The sequence below is a fragment of the Streptomyces sp. NPDC031121 genome (assembly GCF_055570615.1).
In genome coordinates this window covers 317,764-331,113 of sequence record NZ_JBVIGV010000009.1, presented here as the reverse complement: position 1 = coordinate 331,113, position 13,350 = coordinate 317,764, and the positions used below count along the sequence as shown (strand labels likewise).

The following is a 13,350-nucleotide window of genomic DNA, read 5'->3' as shown; positions in this document are numbered from 1 at the left end:
CGGACGTATCGTGAGCGGGATGGACAGCACGTCCCCCGCGCCCCCGGCGCAGCCGGCCCTCCCGCGGCCCGAGGCGCCCCCGGAGACTCCGCGGGCGGCCCCGCCCGAGGCCGCCCTGAGCACCGGCGCGGTGGCCCGCCGCCTGGGCGTCTCCCCGACCACGGTCCGCTCCTGGGAGCGCCGCTACGCCATCGGCCCGGCCCACCGCGAGGACGGCCGGCACCGCCGCTGGACCCCGCAGGACATCGCCCGCCTGGAGCTGATGTGCCGGCTCACCGCGCAGGGCGTCCCGCCGGCGGAGGCCGCCCGCACCGCGCTCGGCGGCGCCGCCGAGCCGCCCCGCCCCGCCGAGGCGCCGGTCCCGGCTCCGGGGGAGGGCCCCGGCGGGGCGGGCGGCGGTCTGCCGCTGGGGGCGGTCCGGCCGGAGTGCCGCGGCCTGTCGCGGGCGGCCGTACGCCTCGACGCGCCGGCCGTGGCGGAGCTGCTCGACGCGGCCCTCGCCGAGCACGGCCTCGTCACCGCCTGGGAGGAGGTGATGGCGCCGACCCTGCACGCCGTCGGCCGGAAGTGGGCCACCGCCGGCGAGCGGTACGTGGAGGTCGAGCACCTGCTGTCCTGGCACGTCTCGCAGGCCCTCCACCGGGTCCGGCCCCGGCCCGCACCCCTGCACACCCCGCCCGTCCTCCTCGCCTGCGTCCCGGGCGAGCAGCACACCCTGCCCATCGAGGCGCTGGCCGCCGCCCTCGGCGAACGCGGCGTCCCGACCCGCATGTTCGGCGCGGCCCTGCCCGCCGAGGCCCTGCACGACGCCGTACGGCGCACCGGCCCCCGGGCCGTCGTGCTGTGGGCCCAGTCCCGTACGACCGCCGACCGGGCCCTCGCCCGGTCCCTGGCCCGCATCGAATGGGGGCTGCGGGGCGCCCGCACGCACTCGGCGCTGCTGCTCGCCGGACCGGGATGGGGTGCCGGCGCACCCGTACCGGGCACGGGGCGGCTGCACGGGCTGCGCTCCGCCCTCGCCGTCATCGGAGCGCAGGAGCCGCCTCCGGCAGGGAGCGCCGCAGCTGGTGCAGGGCCCGGCGCATATGGCTCTTGACCGTCCCCAGGGGCAGCCCGGTGCGGGAGGCGATCTGCGCCTGCGTGAGGTCGCCGTAGAACGCGAGCCGCAGCACCCGCTGCTGCGCGGACGGCAGACGGGCCAGCTCCCCGAGGACCACCAGGCGGTCCACCGCCTGCTCCGCGACCGGCCGCGGCGCAGCTGACGCGCCGCCCGGGGACGGAGCGACCCGCGCGGCGGCCGCCGCCGCCCGGGCCCGCCGGGTCCGCGCCTCCAGGGCGTCCGCCACCTTGTGGCGGGTGATGCCGGTCAGCCACGCTCCCAGCCCGCCCGGTCCCGGCCGGTAGCGGTCCCGCCCGCGCCAGGCGGCGAGGAACACCTGCTGCGTGACGTCCTCCGCCTCGCGCTCGTCGCCCAGGCTCCGCTGGGCGAGGGCGTGGACCAGGGGCCGCCAGCGCCGGTAGACGGCCTCCATGCACCGCTCGTCGCCGGCCGCGAAACCGGCGGCCAAACGCTCGTCGTGCTCCGCTTCATCCATGGACCGAGCCTCTCGGGAACCGCCCCCGGCGACCAGTCGCATCGTTTCCGCATCGAATAGGGGGGCTCGGGCGCCACGGGCCGGCGCCCGACGCTCCGGCCCGCCCGCACCGCCGGGCCCGCCGCCGTCCGACCCGCTATCGTCCCCGGTGTGAGCGACCTGCTGCTGGTGAGGCACGGCGAGACCGAGTGGAGCGCATCCGGGCGCCACACGGGACGCACCGACATCCCCCTGACCCCCGCCGGCGAGGAGCAGGCCGCCTCGCTCGCCCCCTGCTTCCGCGACCTGAGCCCCGCCCTGGTGCTCACCAGCCCGCTGCGCCGCGCCGTCGCCACCGCGGAGCTCGCCGGCCTGCCGGCCGCCGCCACCGACCCCGACCTGTGCGAGTGGGACTACGGCGGCTACGAGGGCGTCACCACCGCCGACATCCACCGCACCCGGCCGCACTGGTCGCTGTGGACGGACGGCGTCCCGCCCGGCGGCGACGGCCGCCCCGGCGAGGACGCCGCCGGCGTCGGAGCCCGCGCCGACCGCGTCCTGGCCCGCGTGGCCCCCGTACTGGCCGAGGACCGCGGTCCCGCCGTCCTCGTCGCCCACAGCCACCTCCTGCGCGTGCTCACCGCCCGCTACCTCGGCCTGCCGCCGCAGGACGGCCGCCTGTTCCTGCTGCTCACCGGCACCGTCAGCGCGCTCTCGACCGAACACGGACTGCCGGTGATCGCCTCCTGGAACACCCGCCCCTGACCCTGGTCCGTTGGCCCGGCAGCGGCCCGCACGGACAGCACCACGCCGGGCCATTGGCCCAGTGATCCGGGGCCGTGTTGAGCCAACGGGCCTCCGGATGGTTATCTGTGGCGTATCCATGTACTTAGGCGCCGCGGCGCCGGGCGGCAACGAGGCCGGTCCCGGAGCGCGGTGCCTTCGCCGTGTCCGCCCGCCCACCACCCCCGGGCCGGCGCCGGACCGGCGCGCACCACCTTGAGGGGGGCGGCACACCGCCGTGAAGAGGATGTTCACTGCTCCGGACCCGGGGCGTCTGAGACTGCGCAACTCGCTGCGCGCCGTGATCGGCGTCAGCCTCGCCGTGGCCGCGGCCGAGCTGTCGGGGCTCTCCCTCACCGCCTCCATCACCGGCGGCCTCGCGGCGCTGCTGGCGCTGTTCACCGTGCTCGACCCGAGCGTCCGCGCCCAGCGCGTGACCACCGCGCTGCTGCCGGTCGCCGGCTTCCCCGTCCTCGCCCTGGCCACCACCCTGCACGGCATGCCGGCCGTCCGGGACGCGGCCTTCCTCGCGGTCGTCTTCGCCGGGGTCTACGCCCGCCGGTGGGGGCCGCGCGGGCACGCCCTGGGCGTCTTCGCCTTCATGATGTTCTTCGTCACGCAGTTCCTGCACGCGCTGCCCGCGCAGCTGCCCGAGCTGTACGCCGCCGTCGGCCTGGCCCTCCTCGCCGCGGGCGCCGTGCGCTTCCTGCTGTGGCCGATCGAGCGGCGCACCCCGCCCGCCGCGCCGCCCGCCCTGCCCGGCCGGGGACTGGCCCGGCCCACCACCCGGCAGGCCTTCCAGGCCACCGCCGCCTGCGCCTTCGCCCTGCTCGCCGGCCAGGCGCTCTCGCACGAACGCTGGTACTGGGCCGTCGGCACCGCCTGGTGGATCTTCGTCAACACCACCTCGCGCGGCGAGACCCTGGTCCGCGGGTTCCGCCGGGTCCTCGGCACCGTCGTCGGCATCGCCGCGGGCCTGCTGGTCGCCGTACCGCTGGACGGTGCGCCCGCCCCCACCGCCGCCCTGGTCGCCGTCTGCGTCTTCGGCATCTTCTACACCGCGGCCCCCTCCTACTCCTGGATGATGTTCTTCGTCACCGTCATGGCCGGGCTGCTGTACGGGCTCCTCGGCGTGCTGCACCCGGGTCTGCTGCTCCTGCGCTTGCAGGAGACCGCCGTCGGGGCGCTCGGCGCGGCGCTCGCCGTCGTCCTGATCCTCCCCGTCACCACCCACGCCGTGAACGACGCCTTCATCCAGCGCGCCCTGCACTGCGTACGGGCGGCCACCGCAGCCGCACTCGACCGGCTCGCCGGGGACGGCGCCGCCGACCCCGCGCCGCACACCGCCGAACTGGAACTGCTGCTGGGCCGCGCCCGCACCGCGCTCGCCCCGCTGGTCCACCCCCTCAGCCCGCTGCGCGCCCGCAAGGCCCGAGCCCGCCAGGTCCTCGCCCTGCTCGACGACTGCGCGCGCGAGGTCCGCGGACTCGTGGCCGTCGCCGCCGACCCGCAGGCCTCCCACGACGCCCGGCTGGCCGCCGCCTGCTGGCGCGTCGAGGCCGCCGTCGAGGCCCTGACCGCGCCGCACGGCGCCGCCGGGGCCGAGGCGCCCGCCGGTCCGCGGCCCCAGGGCCGGACCCCGGCCGCCGAGCCCGCACTGGTGCACCTGCACGGGCTGGAGCACGCCCTCGTGGCCCTGCACGCCCCGCTGCGCACCGACCCGCGCTCCCCGCTCGTCATCAGCGCCTGACCGGAGCCGACTCTCGCGCGTGACCGGGGCGGATCCTACGCCCCGTCAGGCGGCCGGGCAGGAGGTTCGGTCGCAGATCACTCGCGGGTGTGATCCGGCGCCCGGCGCGCTGACTCCGCCGAGCTGGGGCCTGTACAACGGGTCACTGTTCACAGCGCATGCATCCGGCACGCACAGGGTGGATCTGTCCGGACAGGGGGTAACGGCCCGGGATGGAAAAACTTCGGGAACGCTCGACCACGATGCAGGTGTGGGCCGCGGCTGAGGAGTTCGTCCGCCTCTTCCACCGGGAGAACCCGCAGGCGGGTGATCCGCACGCGCGGCTCGCCGCCGTGCGGGCCGAGATCGGGGACACGGGGACCTACCGGCACACGCCGCAGGAACTCGCCCACGGGGCCCGCGTCGCCTGGCGCAACAGCAACCGCTGCATAGGCAGGCTCTACTGGAACTCGCTGCGCGTGCGCGACCGCAGGCACCTGGGCGACGCCGACGCGATCGCCGAGGAGTGCTTCGCGCACCTGCGCGAGGCCACCAACGGCGGACGGATCAGACCCACCCTCACCGTCTTCGCCCCCGACGCCCCCGACCGCCCCGGCCCGCTGATCTGGAGCGAGCAGCTGATCCGGTACGCGGGCTACGGCGACCACCCCTCGATAACCGTCGGCGACGCGCGCAACGCCCCGCTCACCGGCGCGCTGCTCGCCCTCGGCTGGTCCGGCGGGGCGGGCACTCCCTTCGACCTGCTGCCGCTGGTCGTGCAGGGCGTCGACGACAAGCCGCGCTGGTTCGACACCCCCGCCGACGCCGTGCTGGAAGTGCCCATCGAGCACCCGGACGACCCCGGCTGGGCGGAGTGGGGGCTGCGCTGGCACGCCGTTCCGGCCATTTCCAACATGTGCCTGGAGATCGGCGGCATCCACTATCCGGCGGCCCCGTTCAACGGCTGGTACATGGGCACCGAGATCGGCGCCCGCAACCTCGCCGACACCGACCGCTACAACCTGCTCCCCGCCGTCGGCCGCCGCCTCGGCCTCGACACCTCCAGCGACCGCTCCCTGTGGAAGGACCGCGCGCTCGTCGAACTCAACCGGGCGGTGCTGCACTCCTACGACCGGGCGGGCGTCACCATCGCGGACCACCACAGCGAGTCCCGGAGGTTCCTGGCGCACCTGGCGCGGGAGGAGCGCAAGGGCCGGGAGGTCGGCGCCGACTGGTCGTGGATCGTCCCGCCGATCTCGGGCGCGGCGACGCCCGTCTTCCATCGCACGTACGAGGACCGGCCCAGCGCGACCGCCTACGTGCACCACCCAGGCGCCCGGGAGCGGGCCCAGGGCCGCGATTTGGTCTAGACCTTCTGTTACCGTCGGCCCGAGGACCCGGGAAGCGGCGGAGAGGGGCATCCGTGGACGGCACGGCAGGCGCGGGCGGCAGCGGCGGCACGGACGACGCCGGCGGCGCCCCCGGTACCGGGGCCGCCCCACCGCGCGTCCACATCGGCTCGTTCACCTCGGCGGGCGGCCGCGGGATCACCACCGCGGCCGCCGACCCGGCGACCGGGGCGCTCACCCCCCTCGCCACCACCGGCGACGCCCTCGCCGACCCCTCCTACCTGGCCGTCGACCGCCGCAGCGGCCTGCTCTACGCCGTCAGCGAGACCGAACGGGGCGCCGTCCGGGCGTTCCGGCCCGACGGCGCCGGCCTCGCCCCCCTCGGGCCGGCCGTCCCCGTGGGCGGCGCCGGGCCCACCCACCTCAGCCTCGCCGGGCGCGCCCTGCTGACCGCCCACTACACCTCCGGCAGCATCAGCAGCATCCCCCTCGCCCCCGACGGCAGCCCCGCCGGCCCCGCCGCCGTCCTTGCCCACCGGGGCGGCGGGCCGGACCCCGAGCGCCAGGAGGGGCCGCACGCCCACCAGGCCCTGCCCGACCCCAGCGGCCGCTGGATCCTCGCCACCGACCTCGGCACCGACTCGGTCCGGGTGTGCCGGCCGGACGCGGCCGGCGGCGCGCCGCTCCCGCACGCCGAGGTCCGGCTGCGCCCGGGCAGCGGGCCGCGGCACCTCGCCTTCCATCCGGAGGGCGGGACGGCGTACGTCGTGCACGAGCTGGAGCCCCTGCTGACCGTCTGCCGCTGGGATCCGCGCTCCGGGCGGCTGGAGCCGCTCGGCGAGGTGCCGCTCGCCCCCGCGCCCCGCGGCGTACGGGCCTACCCCTCGGCAGTGCTGGTCTCGGCCGACGGGCGCTTCGTCCGGGTCGCGGTGCGCGGCGCCGACGCGATCGCGACGCTCTCCCTGGCGGACGGCCCGCAGCGGCCCCGGCCCGTCTCCAGCACCCCGTGCGGCGGGATCTGGCCTCGCGACCTGGCCGCCGACCCCGCCGGGCTCCGGCTGTACGCCGCCAACGAGCGCTCCGGGGACGTCACCTGGTTCGACGTGGACCCGGCGACCGGCGAGCCGCACCGGGCCGGCGCCCTCGCGGTCCCGGCGGCCACCTGCGTCGTCTTCGCCTGACGGGCCGCCCGTGCACGCGGCGAGGGCCCGCCCCCCCGGATCGCGGGGTGCGGGCCCTCGTACGGACGGTGCCGACCGGGGTCAGCGGGCGGGGGCGCCCTGCGGGATCCCGAGGGCGGCGGCGTACTGGGTGACCACCAGCTTGCCGAGCGCGCCGTACGCGCCGAGCACCTCGGAGACCGCGCAGTCGGCCTCCTTGGCCGCGGTGTCCAGCAGACCCTCGGCGGCCTCCGGGCCGATGAGGTACGGCGCCAGCGCGAGCTGCGTGGAGCCCTCGCTGCGCAGCTGCTCGGCGACGGCGGCGACCGCGCCCTCCTGGTCCAGCGCGGCGGCCTTGACCGGCACCGCGAGGCGGGCGGCCAGCAGCATGCCGGTCACGCCGGCGACCTGCACGGCCTCCTCGCCGCCGGTGGTGGCGACGACGATGCCGTCGGCGGCGGTGGTGACCGTGAAGAGCCGGGCGCGGTCGGCGCGGGCCAGGCCCGCCTCCGACAGCCGCACGTGCAGGCCCTCGGCGAGCAGCGGGTGCGGGCCGAGCACCTCGGCCAGCTCCACGGCCGCCGTGGAGTCCATCACGGCCTGGCGGATCCGGCGCAGCAGACCGGCGTCGGGGCCCGCCAGCAGCGGGACGACCACCGCGTCGGGACCGGACTGCTCCGGAACCTCGTGCCCCGCGGCGCGCGCGAACTCGGCGCGCGCGACGCGCTCGGCCGCGACGGCGGTCAGCACGCCCGCCAGGGCCGGGAACTCGGCGCCCTCGGCGTCGTCACCCTCCAGGAAGCCGATACGGGCCTCCAGGCCGGGCAGCTCGGAGCGGCCCATGCTGATGATCTCTTCCGCGAGCCCGCGCGAGGCGGCAGACGGCGCGCCGGGCACGGCGAGCACCAGCGTCGGCGCACCCTCGGGGGCCACCGCGGGCTCGGGCCGGCGGTGGCGTCCCGTCTGGCGGGGTCGCGGCATTCGTACGGGCAGGCCATTTGCGGGCCCAGTGGGGGAGCTCATGGCGCCGCATGCTACTGGCTTATCGGAAGCAGGTGTTCGGGCAGGGTCCGGCCGGGCGGCATCTGTCCGTATTTATCCGTTGAATGTCGTATAAGGTTCAACCGAATGATCAACTTCCGGTCCGGGTCAGACCCCGGTCGGCAGTCGCCAGTCCACCGGCTGCGCCCCCTGTCGGGCCAGCAGGTCGTTGGTCCTGCTGAACGGCCGCGAGCCGAAGAACCCGTTGTCGGCGGACATGGGGGAGGGGTGCACCGACTCCACCGCCGGCAGGTCGCCCAGCAGCGGCCGCAGGTTGCGGGCGTCGCGGCCCCACAGGATCGACACCAGCGGCTTGCCGCGCGCCGCCAGCGCCCGGATGGCCTGCTCCGTGACGGCCTCCCACCCCTTGCCGCGGTGGGCGTTGGGCTTGCGCGGCGCCGTGGTCAGCGAGCGGTTGAGCAGCAGCACGCCCTGCCGGGCCCACGGCGTCAGGTCCCCGTTCGCGGGGCGCGGAACGCCCAGGTCAGCATGGAGTTCGCGGAAGATGTTGTCCAGGCTCGGGGGTACCGGGCGGACCTCCGGGGCCACCGAGAAGGACAGGCCCATCGCGTGACCCGGCGTCGGGTACGGGTCCTGCCCCACGATGAGCACCTTCACCTCGTCGAAGGGCTGCTGGAACGCGCGCAGCACGTTCGCCCCCGCCGGCAGGTAGCTCCTGCCGGCCGCGATCTCCGCGCGCAGGAAGTCGCCCATGGCGGCGACCTGCGCCGCCACCGGCTCCAGAGCCCGGGCCCAGCCCGGCTCGACGATTTCTCTCAACGGTCGTGCAGCCACGGGGAGTCACTCTACTGGCCCAACGCCCCACCCCGTGCCGCACCCCTTCGTGCCGGACCCTCGGCGCGGCCTCAGGCGGGCAGGACCGCCGCCCGCACGCACAGCACGTCCGGCAGGTGCTCCGCGAGCAGCTCCCAGCTGTCCCCGTCGTCGCGGCTGCCGTACAACTCGCCGTTGCGGTTGCCGAAGTAGACGCCGGCCGGGTCGGCGTCGTCGGTGCACAGCGCGTCGCGCAGCACCGTGCCGTAGTGGTCGCCCTCCGGCAGGCCCCGGGAGAGCGGCTCCCAGGTGGCGCCCGCGTCGGAGGTGCGGAACACCCGGCACCGGTGCTCCGCCGGGACGCGGTCGGAGTCGGCGTTCAGCGGGAAGACGTACGCGGTCCCGGGCCGGCGGGGGTGCGCGGCCACGGCGAACCCGAAGTCGGAGGGCAGGCCGGCGCCGATGTCGGTCCAGCTGCCGCCGGCGTCGTCGCTGCGGTACACGCCCCAGTGGTTCTGGAGGTAGAGCCGGTCCGGGTCGCCGGCGTCGCGGGCGACCTTGTGCACGCACTGCCCCCACTCCGGCTGCGGATCGGGCAGGAACACCGCCGACACGCCGCGGTTGGACGGGGCCCAGCTGTCCCCGCCGTCCCGCGTACGGAAGACCCCGGCGGTGGAGACCGCGACGGTGACGGCCGCGGGGTCGGCCGGGTGGGTCAGCACGGTGTGCAGGCCCTCGCCGCCGCCGCCCGGCATCCACTCCCCCCGGGTCGGGTGCTCCCACAGCGGGCGGACCAGCTCGAACGACTCGCCGCGGTCCGCGGAGCGGAACAGCGCGGCCGGCTCGGTCCCCGCGTACACCACGTCCGGCGCCTCCGGCCCGGCCGGGTGCAGCTGCCAGACTCGTTCCAGGGAGGCCCCGGTGTCCTTGGGGAAGCGCACGGCCGGCTGTGCGGGCTCCCGCCACGTCGCCCCCAGGTCGTCGGAGCTGAACACGGACGGCCCCCAGTGCGAGCTGTCCCCGCCGACCAGCAGCCGGGGCACCGGGCGGCGCCGGTCCACCGCCACCGCGTACACGGCCTGGGCGTTGAAATGCGGCCCCTCGAAACGCCACGGCCCACCGTCCCGCCTGCGGCCGATGAAGAGCCCCTTGCGGGTCCCCGCCAGGAGCAGCACCTCTGCCATGATCAGCACCTCCGGCCGTCCTCGGCCCGGCCGCTGTCCGCTCGTCGCGCCGGGCGCCTTCCGGCCAGTCTGCACCCGTGCCGCGGCCGCGGCCCGGCGGCAGGGCCGTGGCCCTGACCGGCTGACCGTCGGCGATCGGGAGGCGCGGTGAACGTGTGGCTACTTGAACGTAGGCGGCCGAAAGGGGTTGACTTCCAGCCTCACCACTGCTCGCGAGAGGCAATACGTGGTCACAGAGCACCTCTCCCCGCTCGACCTCGCCTTCTGGCGGATCGACTCAGCCGGCCACCCCATGCATCTCGGGGCCCTCGCGGTGCTCGACTCAGCCCCGCCGGGCCCCCGGTCCGACCCCTCTCCCGCCACCGCCCTACCCGACCCCGCGGCCCGCGCCGCCGAACTCCTCGCCGCCCGCTGCGCCCGCGTACCCGGCCTGCGTCGCCGCATCCACGACGTGCTCCTCCCGGTGGGCGCGGCCGCCTGGGCGCCGGACGCCGACTTCGACCCGTCCCGGCACGTCTTCCTCGTCCGCACCGACGACCCGCTGGCCGCCGCCGGCCCGCTGATGGCCAAGCCCCTGGACCGGGACCGGCCTCCCTGGGAGGCGCACGTCCTGGCGGGCCCCGACCCGCGCTCCTTCTGCGTCCTGTTCAAGTTCCACCACGCGCTGGCCGACGGGCTCGCCGCCCTGGTCCTGGCCGCCCACCTGTTCGACGAGGGGCCGCCGCCCGGCCGGAGCGCCGCCCGGCCCGTCCCCGCCCCGGCGCCGGCCGGATCGCTGCGCAGCCTCCAAGGCGCCCTCGCCGCCCGCCTCCAGGGCGTCGGCCAGGCGCTGGAGATCGGCGCCGCGGTGGCCCGCTCCGGTCTGCCGATCGGCGTCCCCGCCGCCCTGACGGCCGCCGCGGGCGGGAGCGGCACCCGCGCGGTGGCCGCCCTGGCCCTCGACCTGGACGACGTCAACCGCATCCGCAAGGTCGCCGGCGGCACCGTCAACGACGTCCTGATCAGCCTCGTGGCGGGGGCCCTGAGGCGCTGGCTCGCCGACCGGGGCAGCCCCGCCGCCCCGGGAGCCGGGCCGCGGGCGCTGATACCGGTATCCCGCCGCAGGCCCGGCGCCGGCGCGAAGTACGGCAACCGGCTCTCCGGCTACCTGCTCAGGCTCCCGGTCGACGAGCCCGATCCGCTGCGCCGGCTCCAGCGGGTGCGCAGCGGCATGGACCGCAACAAGGAGGCCGGCCCGTCCCGCGGGGCCGGAGCCGTCGCCCTCCTCGCCGACCACGTCCACCCGCTGGGGCACCGGCTGGGCGGCCCGCTCGTGGCCCAGGCGGCGCGGCTGCTCTTCGACATCCTGGTGACCAGCGTCCCGCTGCCCGGGTTCACCTTCTCCCTCGGCGGCAGCCGGGTCCGGGAGGTCTACCCGCTGGCGCCGCTGGCGCAGGGGCACGCGCTCGCCGTCGCGGTGTCCACGTACAAGGACACCGTCCACTACGGGCTCGTCGCCGACGCGGCGGCCGTCCCCGACGTGGCCGCGCTGGCCGAGGCGCTGCGCACCGAGTTGGAGGACTTCGTCCGCGAGGTTTCCTGACGCCCCGTCCGGGCCCGGCCTCGGGGCCCGGACGGCTCAGGCGGACGGGGCGGCGGCGTGCGCCTGCTCGCCGGGGACCGCCAGCCCGTCCGCGGCGGCGAGCAGCCCCGCCCAGTCCGGGATCTTCACCGAGCGGCGGCCGAGCGACCGGCCCAGATCCGCCTCGGCGGCCTCGATGGCCAGCCAGCCGGGCCACTCCACCGGCCGAAGCCCGGCCGCGCGCAGCGCGTCCAGCGGGTCGCCGGGCAGCTCCCGCCGCGCCAGCGCGCCCGCGTCCTGGAGGAGGGAGGAGGCCGTCTCCTTGGCGCAGGGCCGGTTGGTGCCGATCACCCCGGTCGGGCCGCGCTTGATCCACCCGGCCACGTACTCCCCGACCGAGGCCCGTCCGGCGCGCAGGACCCGTCCGGCCGCGTGCGGGACGGTCGCCTTCGCGGGGTCGAAGGGCAGGCCGGGCAGCGGGACGCCCCGGTAGCCCACCGAGCGCAGCACCAGCTGCGCCTCGACGTCCTCGTACGCGCCGGTCCCGGTGACGCCGCCGGCGCCGTCAGGGGCCGTCCGCTCGAAGCGGACCCCGGCGGCCCGCCCGCCGGGTCCGGCGAGCACCTCCACCGGGCGGAGGTAGAACCGCAGCGCGATGCGGCGCTGCGCGGGGTGGGCGCCCGCGGGGCGGCCGCCGGGCCCGGCCCAGCCGCGGAGCACCTCCAGGTTGCGCCGGGCCACCGCGGGCAGCGCGGCGGCTCCGTCGGGCCCCGCCGCGTACGCGGGGTCGAGCACCAGCTCGGCGGGGTCGGCCAGGACGGCGACACCGGGCAGCGCGCCCAGCTCGCGCAGCTCCTTGGTGGTGAACCTGGCCTGGGAGGGGCCGCGCCGGGCGACCATCGTCACCGTGCGCACTCCGCTGCCGGCCAGGACGCCGAGCGCCGGCTGGGGCATGTCGGTGGGCGCGAGCTCCGGTTCGCCGCGGGCGAGCATCCGGGTGACGTCCACGGCGACGTTGCCCGCGCCGACGACCACCGCCGAGCGGACCCCCGACAGGTCGAAGGCGCCGCCGGCGGCGTCCGGGTGCCCGCTGTACCAGGCGACGAACTCCGTCGCGGAGTGCACGCCGGGCAGCTCCTCGCCGGGGATGCCCAGCAGCCGGTCGCGGGCGGCCCCCACGCAGTACACGACCGCGTGGTAGAGCTCCAGCAGCCGTGCGGTGGACAGCTGCGGCCCGCCGACCTCGACGTTGCCGAGGAAGCGGATCCGCTCGTCCTCCAGCACGGTGCGCAGGCTGCCCTGCAGCGACTTGATCTTCTCGTGGTCGGGGGCGACCCCGTACCGCACGAGCCCGTAGGGCGCCGGCAGCCGGTCCAGGACGTCGACGCGGACGCCCGGCACCTCCCGCTGGGCGACCAGCGTCTGGGCGGTGTAGACCCCGCTCGGGCCCGATCCGACGACGGCGACACGAAGCACGGCGGTACTCCTCCCGCAGGGGTCTCCAGCATGGCACCGCGGCAGCGGGCCGTCAGCCCAGGGCCCGCATCCGGTGGATCTCGGCGCTCTGCGTGGCCACGACCTCGTTGGCCATCTCCTCGACGGCCGCGTTGTTGCCGCCCTTCAGGACCTCCCCGGCCATCGTCAGGGCGCCCTCGTGGTGGGCCGTCATCAGGGTGAGGAAGAGCCGGTCGAAGTCGGCTCCGCGGGCCGCTTCGAGGTCCTTCAGCTGCTGCTCGGTCGCCATGCCCGGCATCGCGCCGTGGTCGTGGACGCCGCCGGCGCCGTCCGGTCCGGGATGGCGGGCCAGCCAGGCCCGCATCACGGCGATCTCCGGGGCCTGCGCCGCCGAGATCCGCTCGGCCAGCCGCCTGACGGCGTCCGCGGCAGCCCTCTGCGGGGCGAGCGCGGTCATGCGGATGGCCTGTTCGTGGTGTTCGACCATGTGCCGCATGTAGGCCCGGTCGGCGGCGTTGGGGCTGTCGTCGGGCCGGCTGCGGGCCGCCTCCTCGGGGGAGAGGGTGCGCGCCTTCTCGCCGGGCCTGCCTGGGGCGATGACGGCGGCTGCACCGGCGGCGGGGGCCGCGCCCCCGTCTCCCGTGCAGCCGGCCAGGGTGAGGAGGACGCCGGCGGCCGCCGCGGCGGGACCGAGGAGCCGGCGGATTCGACCGGGTAAGCCCTTTGCCATGTCCATGGTA

General features: G+C 76.9%; 12 protein-coding genes. 6 read left to right on the top strand and 6 right to left on the bottom strand.

Annotation, left to right across the window (positions count from 1 at the left end; all coding sequences use genetic code 11):
• The first annotated feature begins 19 nt into the window (after positions 1–19).
• The gene (locus ACZ462_RS19305; protein WP_467804222.1) at positions 20–1,096 is read left to right on the top strand and encodes a MerR family transcriptional regulator; all 1,077 of its coding nucleotides are present in this window, start codon (positions 20–22) and stop codon (positions 1,094–1,096) included.
• Here ACZ462_RS19305 and ACZ462_RS19300 read toward each other — a convergent pair.
• Entirely contained in the window at positions 1,023–1,595 is a 573-nt protein-coding gene (locus tag ACZ462_RS19300; protein WP_467804223.1) for an RNA polymerase sigma factor, read from the bottom strand. The two genes, ACZ462_RS19305 and ACZ462_RS19300, sit on opposite strands and share 74 nt — an antisense overlap.
• A gap of 150 nt (positions 1,596–1,745) precedes the next feature.
• Between ACZ462_RS19300 and ACZ462_RS19295 the strand changes: the two genes are divergently transcribed.
• From ACZ462_RS19295 to ACZ462_RS19280, 4 genes are all read left to right on the top strand, one after another.
• Positions 1,746–2,339 carry a histidine phosphatase family protein gene (locus ACZ462_RS19295; protein WP_467804224.1) on the top strand — a complete coding sequence of 198 codons (594 nt, stop codon included), beginning with the start codon at positions 1,746–1,748 and terminating at the stop codon, positions 2,337–2,339.
• 265 nt (positions 2,340–2,604) lie between these two features.
• The gene (locus ACZ462_RS19290; protein ID WP_467804225.1) at positions 2,605–4,107 is read left to right on the top strand and encodes an FUSC family protein; all 1,503 of its coding nucleotides are present in this window, start codon (positions 2,605–2,607) and stop codon (positions 4,105–4,107) included.
• Between the two features lie 212 nt (positions 4,108–4,319).
• Entirely contained in the window at positions 4,320–5,456 is a 1,137-nt protein-coding gene (locus tag ACZ462_RS19285; RefSeq protein ID WP_467804226.1) for a nitric oxide synthase oxygenase, read from the top strand.
• A gap of 143 nt (positions 5,457–5,599) precedes the next feature.
• Positions 5,600–6,616: a lactonase family protein gene (locus ACZ462_RS19280; protein ID WP_467804399.1), complete on the top strand. Its 1,017-nt coding sequence runs from the start codon at positions 5,600–5,602 to the stop codon at positions 6,614–6,616.
• An 81-nt stretch (positions 6,617–6,697) separates the two neighbouring features.
• On the opposite strand, the gene ACZ462_RS19275 is transcribed toward ACZ462_RS19280, so the two are convergent.
• The 3 genes from ACZ462_RS19275 to ACZ462_RS19265 form a co-directional block, all read right to left on the bottom strand.
• Positions 6,698–7,618 (bottom strand): sirohydrochlorin chelatase, encoded by a 921-nt coding sequence (locus ACZ462_RS19275; RefSeq protein ID WP_467804227.1) that lies wholly within the window; start codon positions 7,616–7,618, stop codon positions 6,698–6,700.
• 126 nt (positions 7,619–7,744) lie between these two features.
• Positions 7,745–8,431: a uracil-DNA glycosylase gene (locus ACZ462_RS19270; protein ID WP_467804228.1), complete on the bottom strand. Its 687-nt coding sequence runs from the start codon at positions 8,429–8,431 to the stop codon at positions 7,745–7,747.
• 71 nt (positions 8,432–8,502) lie between these two features.
• Positions 8,503–9,594: a WD40/YVTN/BNR-like repeat-containing protein gene (locus tag ACZ462_RS19265; RefSeq protein ID WP_467804229.1), complete on the bottom strand. Its 1,092-nt coding sequence runs from the start codon at positions 9,592–9,594 to the stop codon at positions 8,503–8,505.
• Positions 9,595–9,820: 226 nt separating this feature from the next.
• Between ACZ462_RS19265 and ACZ462_RS19260 the strand changes: the two genes are divergently transcribed.
• Complete coding sequence (locus ACZ462_RS19260) at positions 9,821–11,176, top strand: wax ester/triacylglycerol synthase family O-acyltransferase (protein WP_467804231.1); 1,356 nt, start codon at positions 9,821–9,823, stop codon at positions 11,174–11,176.
• A 36-nt stretch (positions 11,177–11,212) separates the two neighbouring features.
• Here the strand turns inward: ACZ462_RS19260 and ACZ462_RS19255 are convergent, their stop codons facing one another.
• Positions 11,213–12,631 (bottom strand): FAD-dependent oxidoreductase, encoded by a 1,419-nt coding sequence (locus ACZ462_RS19255; RefSeq protein ID WP_467804233.1) that lies wholly within the window; start codon positions 12,629–12,631, stop codon positions 11,213–11,215.
• Between the two features lie 52 nt (positions 12,632–12,683).
• Positions 12,684–13,346 (bottom strand): DUF305 domain-containing protein, encoded by a 663-nt coding sequence (locus ACZ462_RS19250; RefSeq protein WP_467804234.1) that lies wholly within the window; start codon positions 13,344–13,346, stop codon positions 12,684–12,686.
• Between the last annotated feature and the right edge of the window lie 4 nt (positions 13,347–13,350).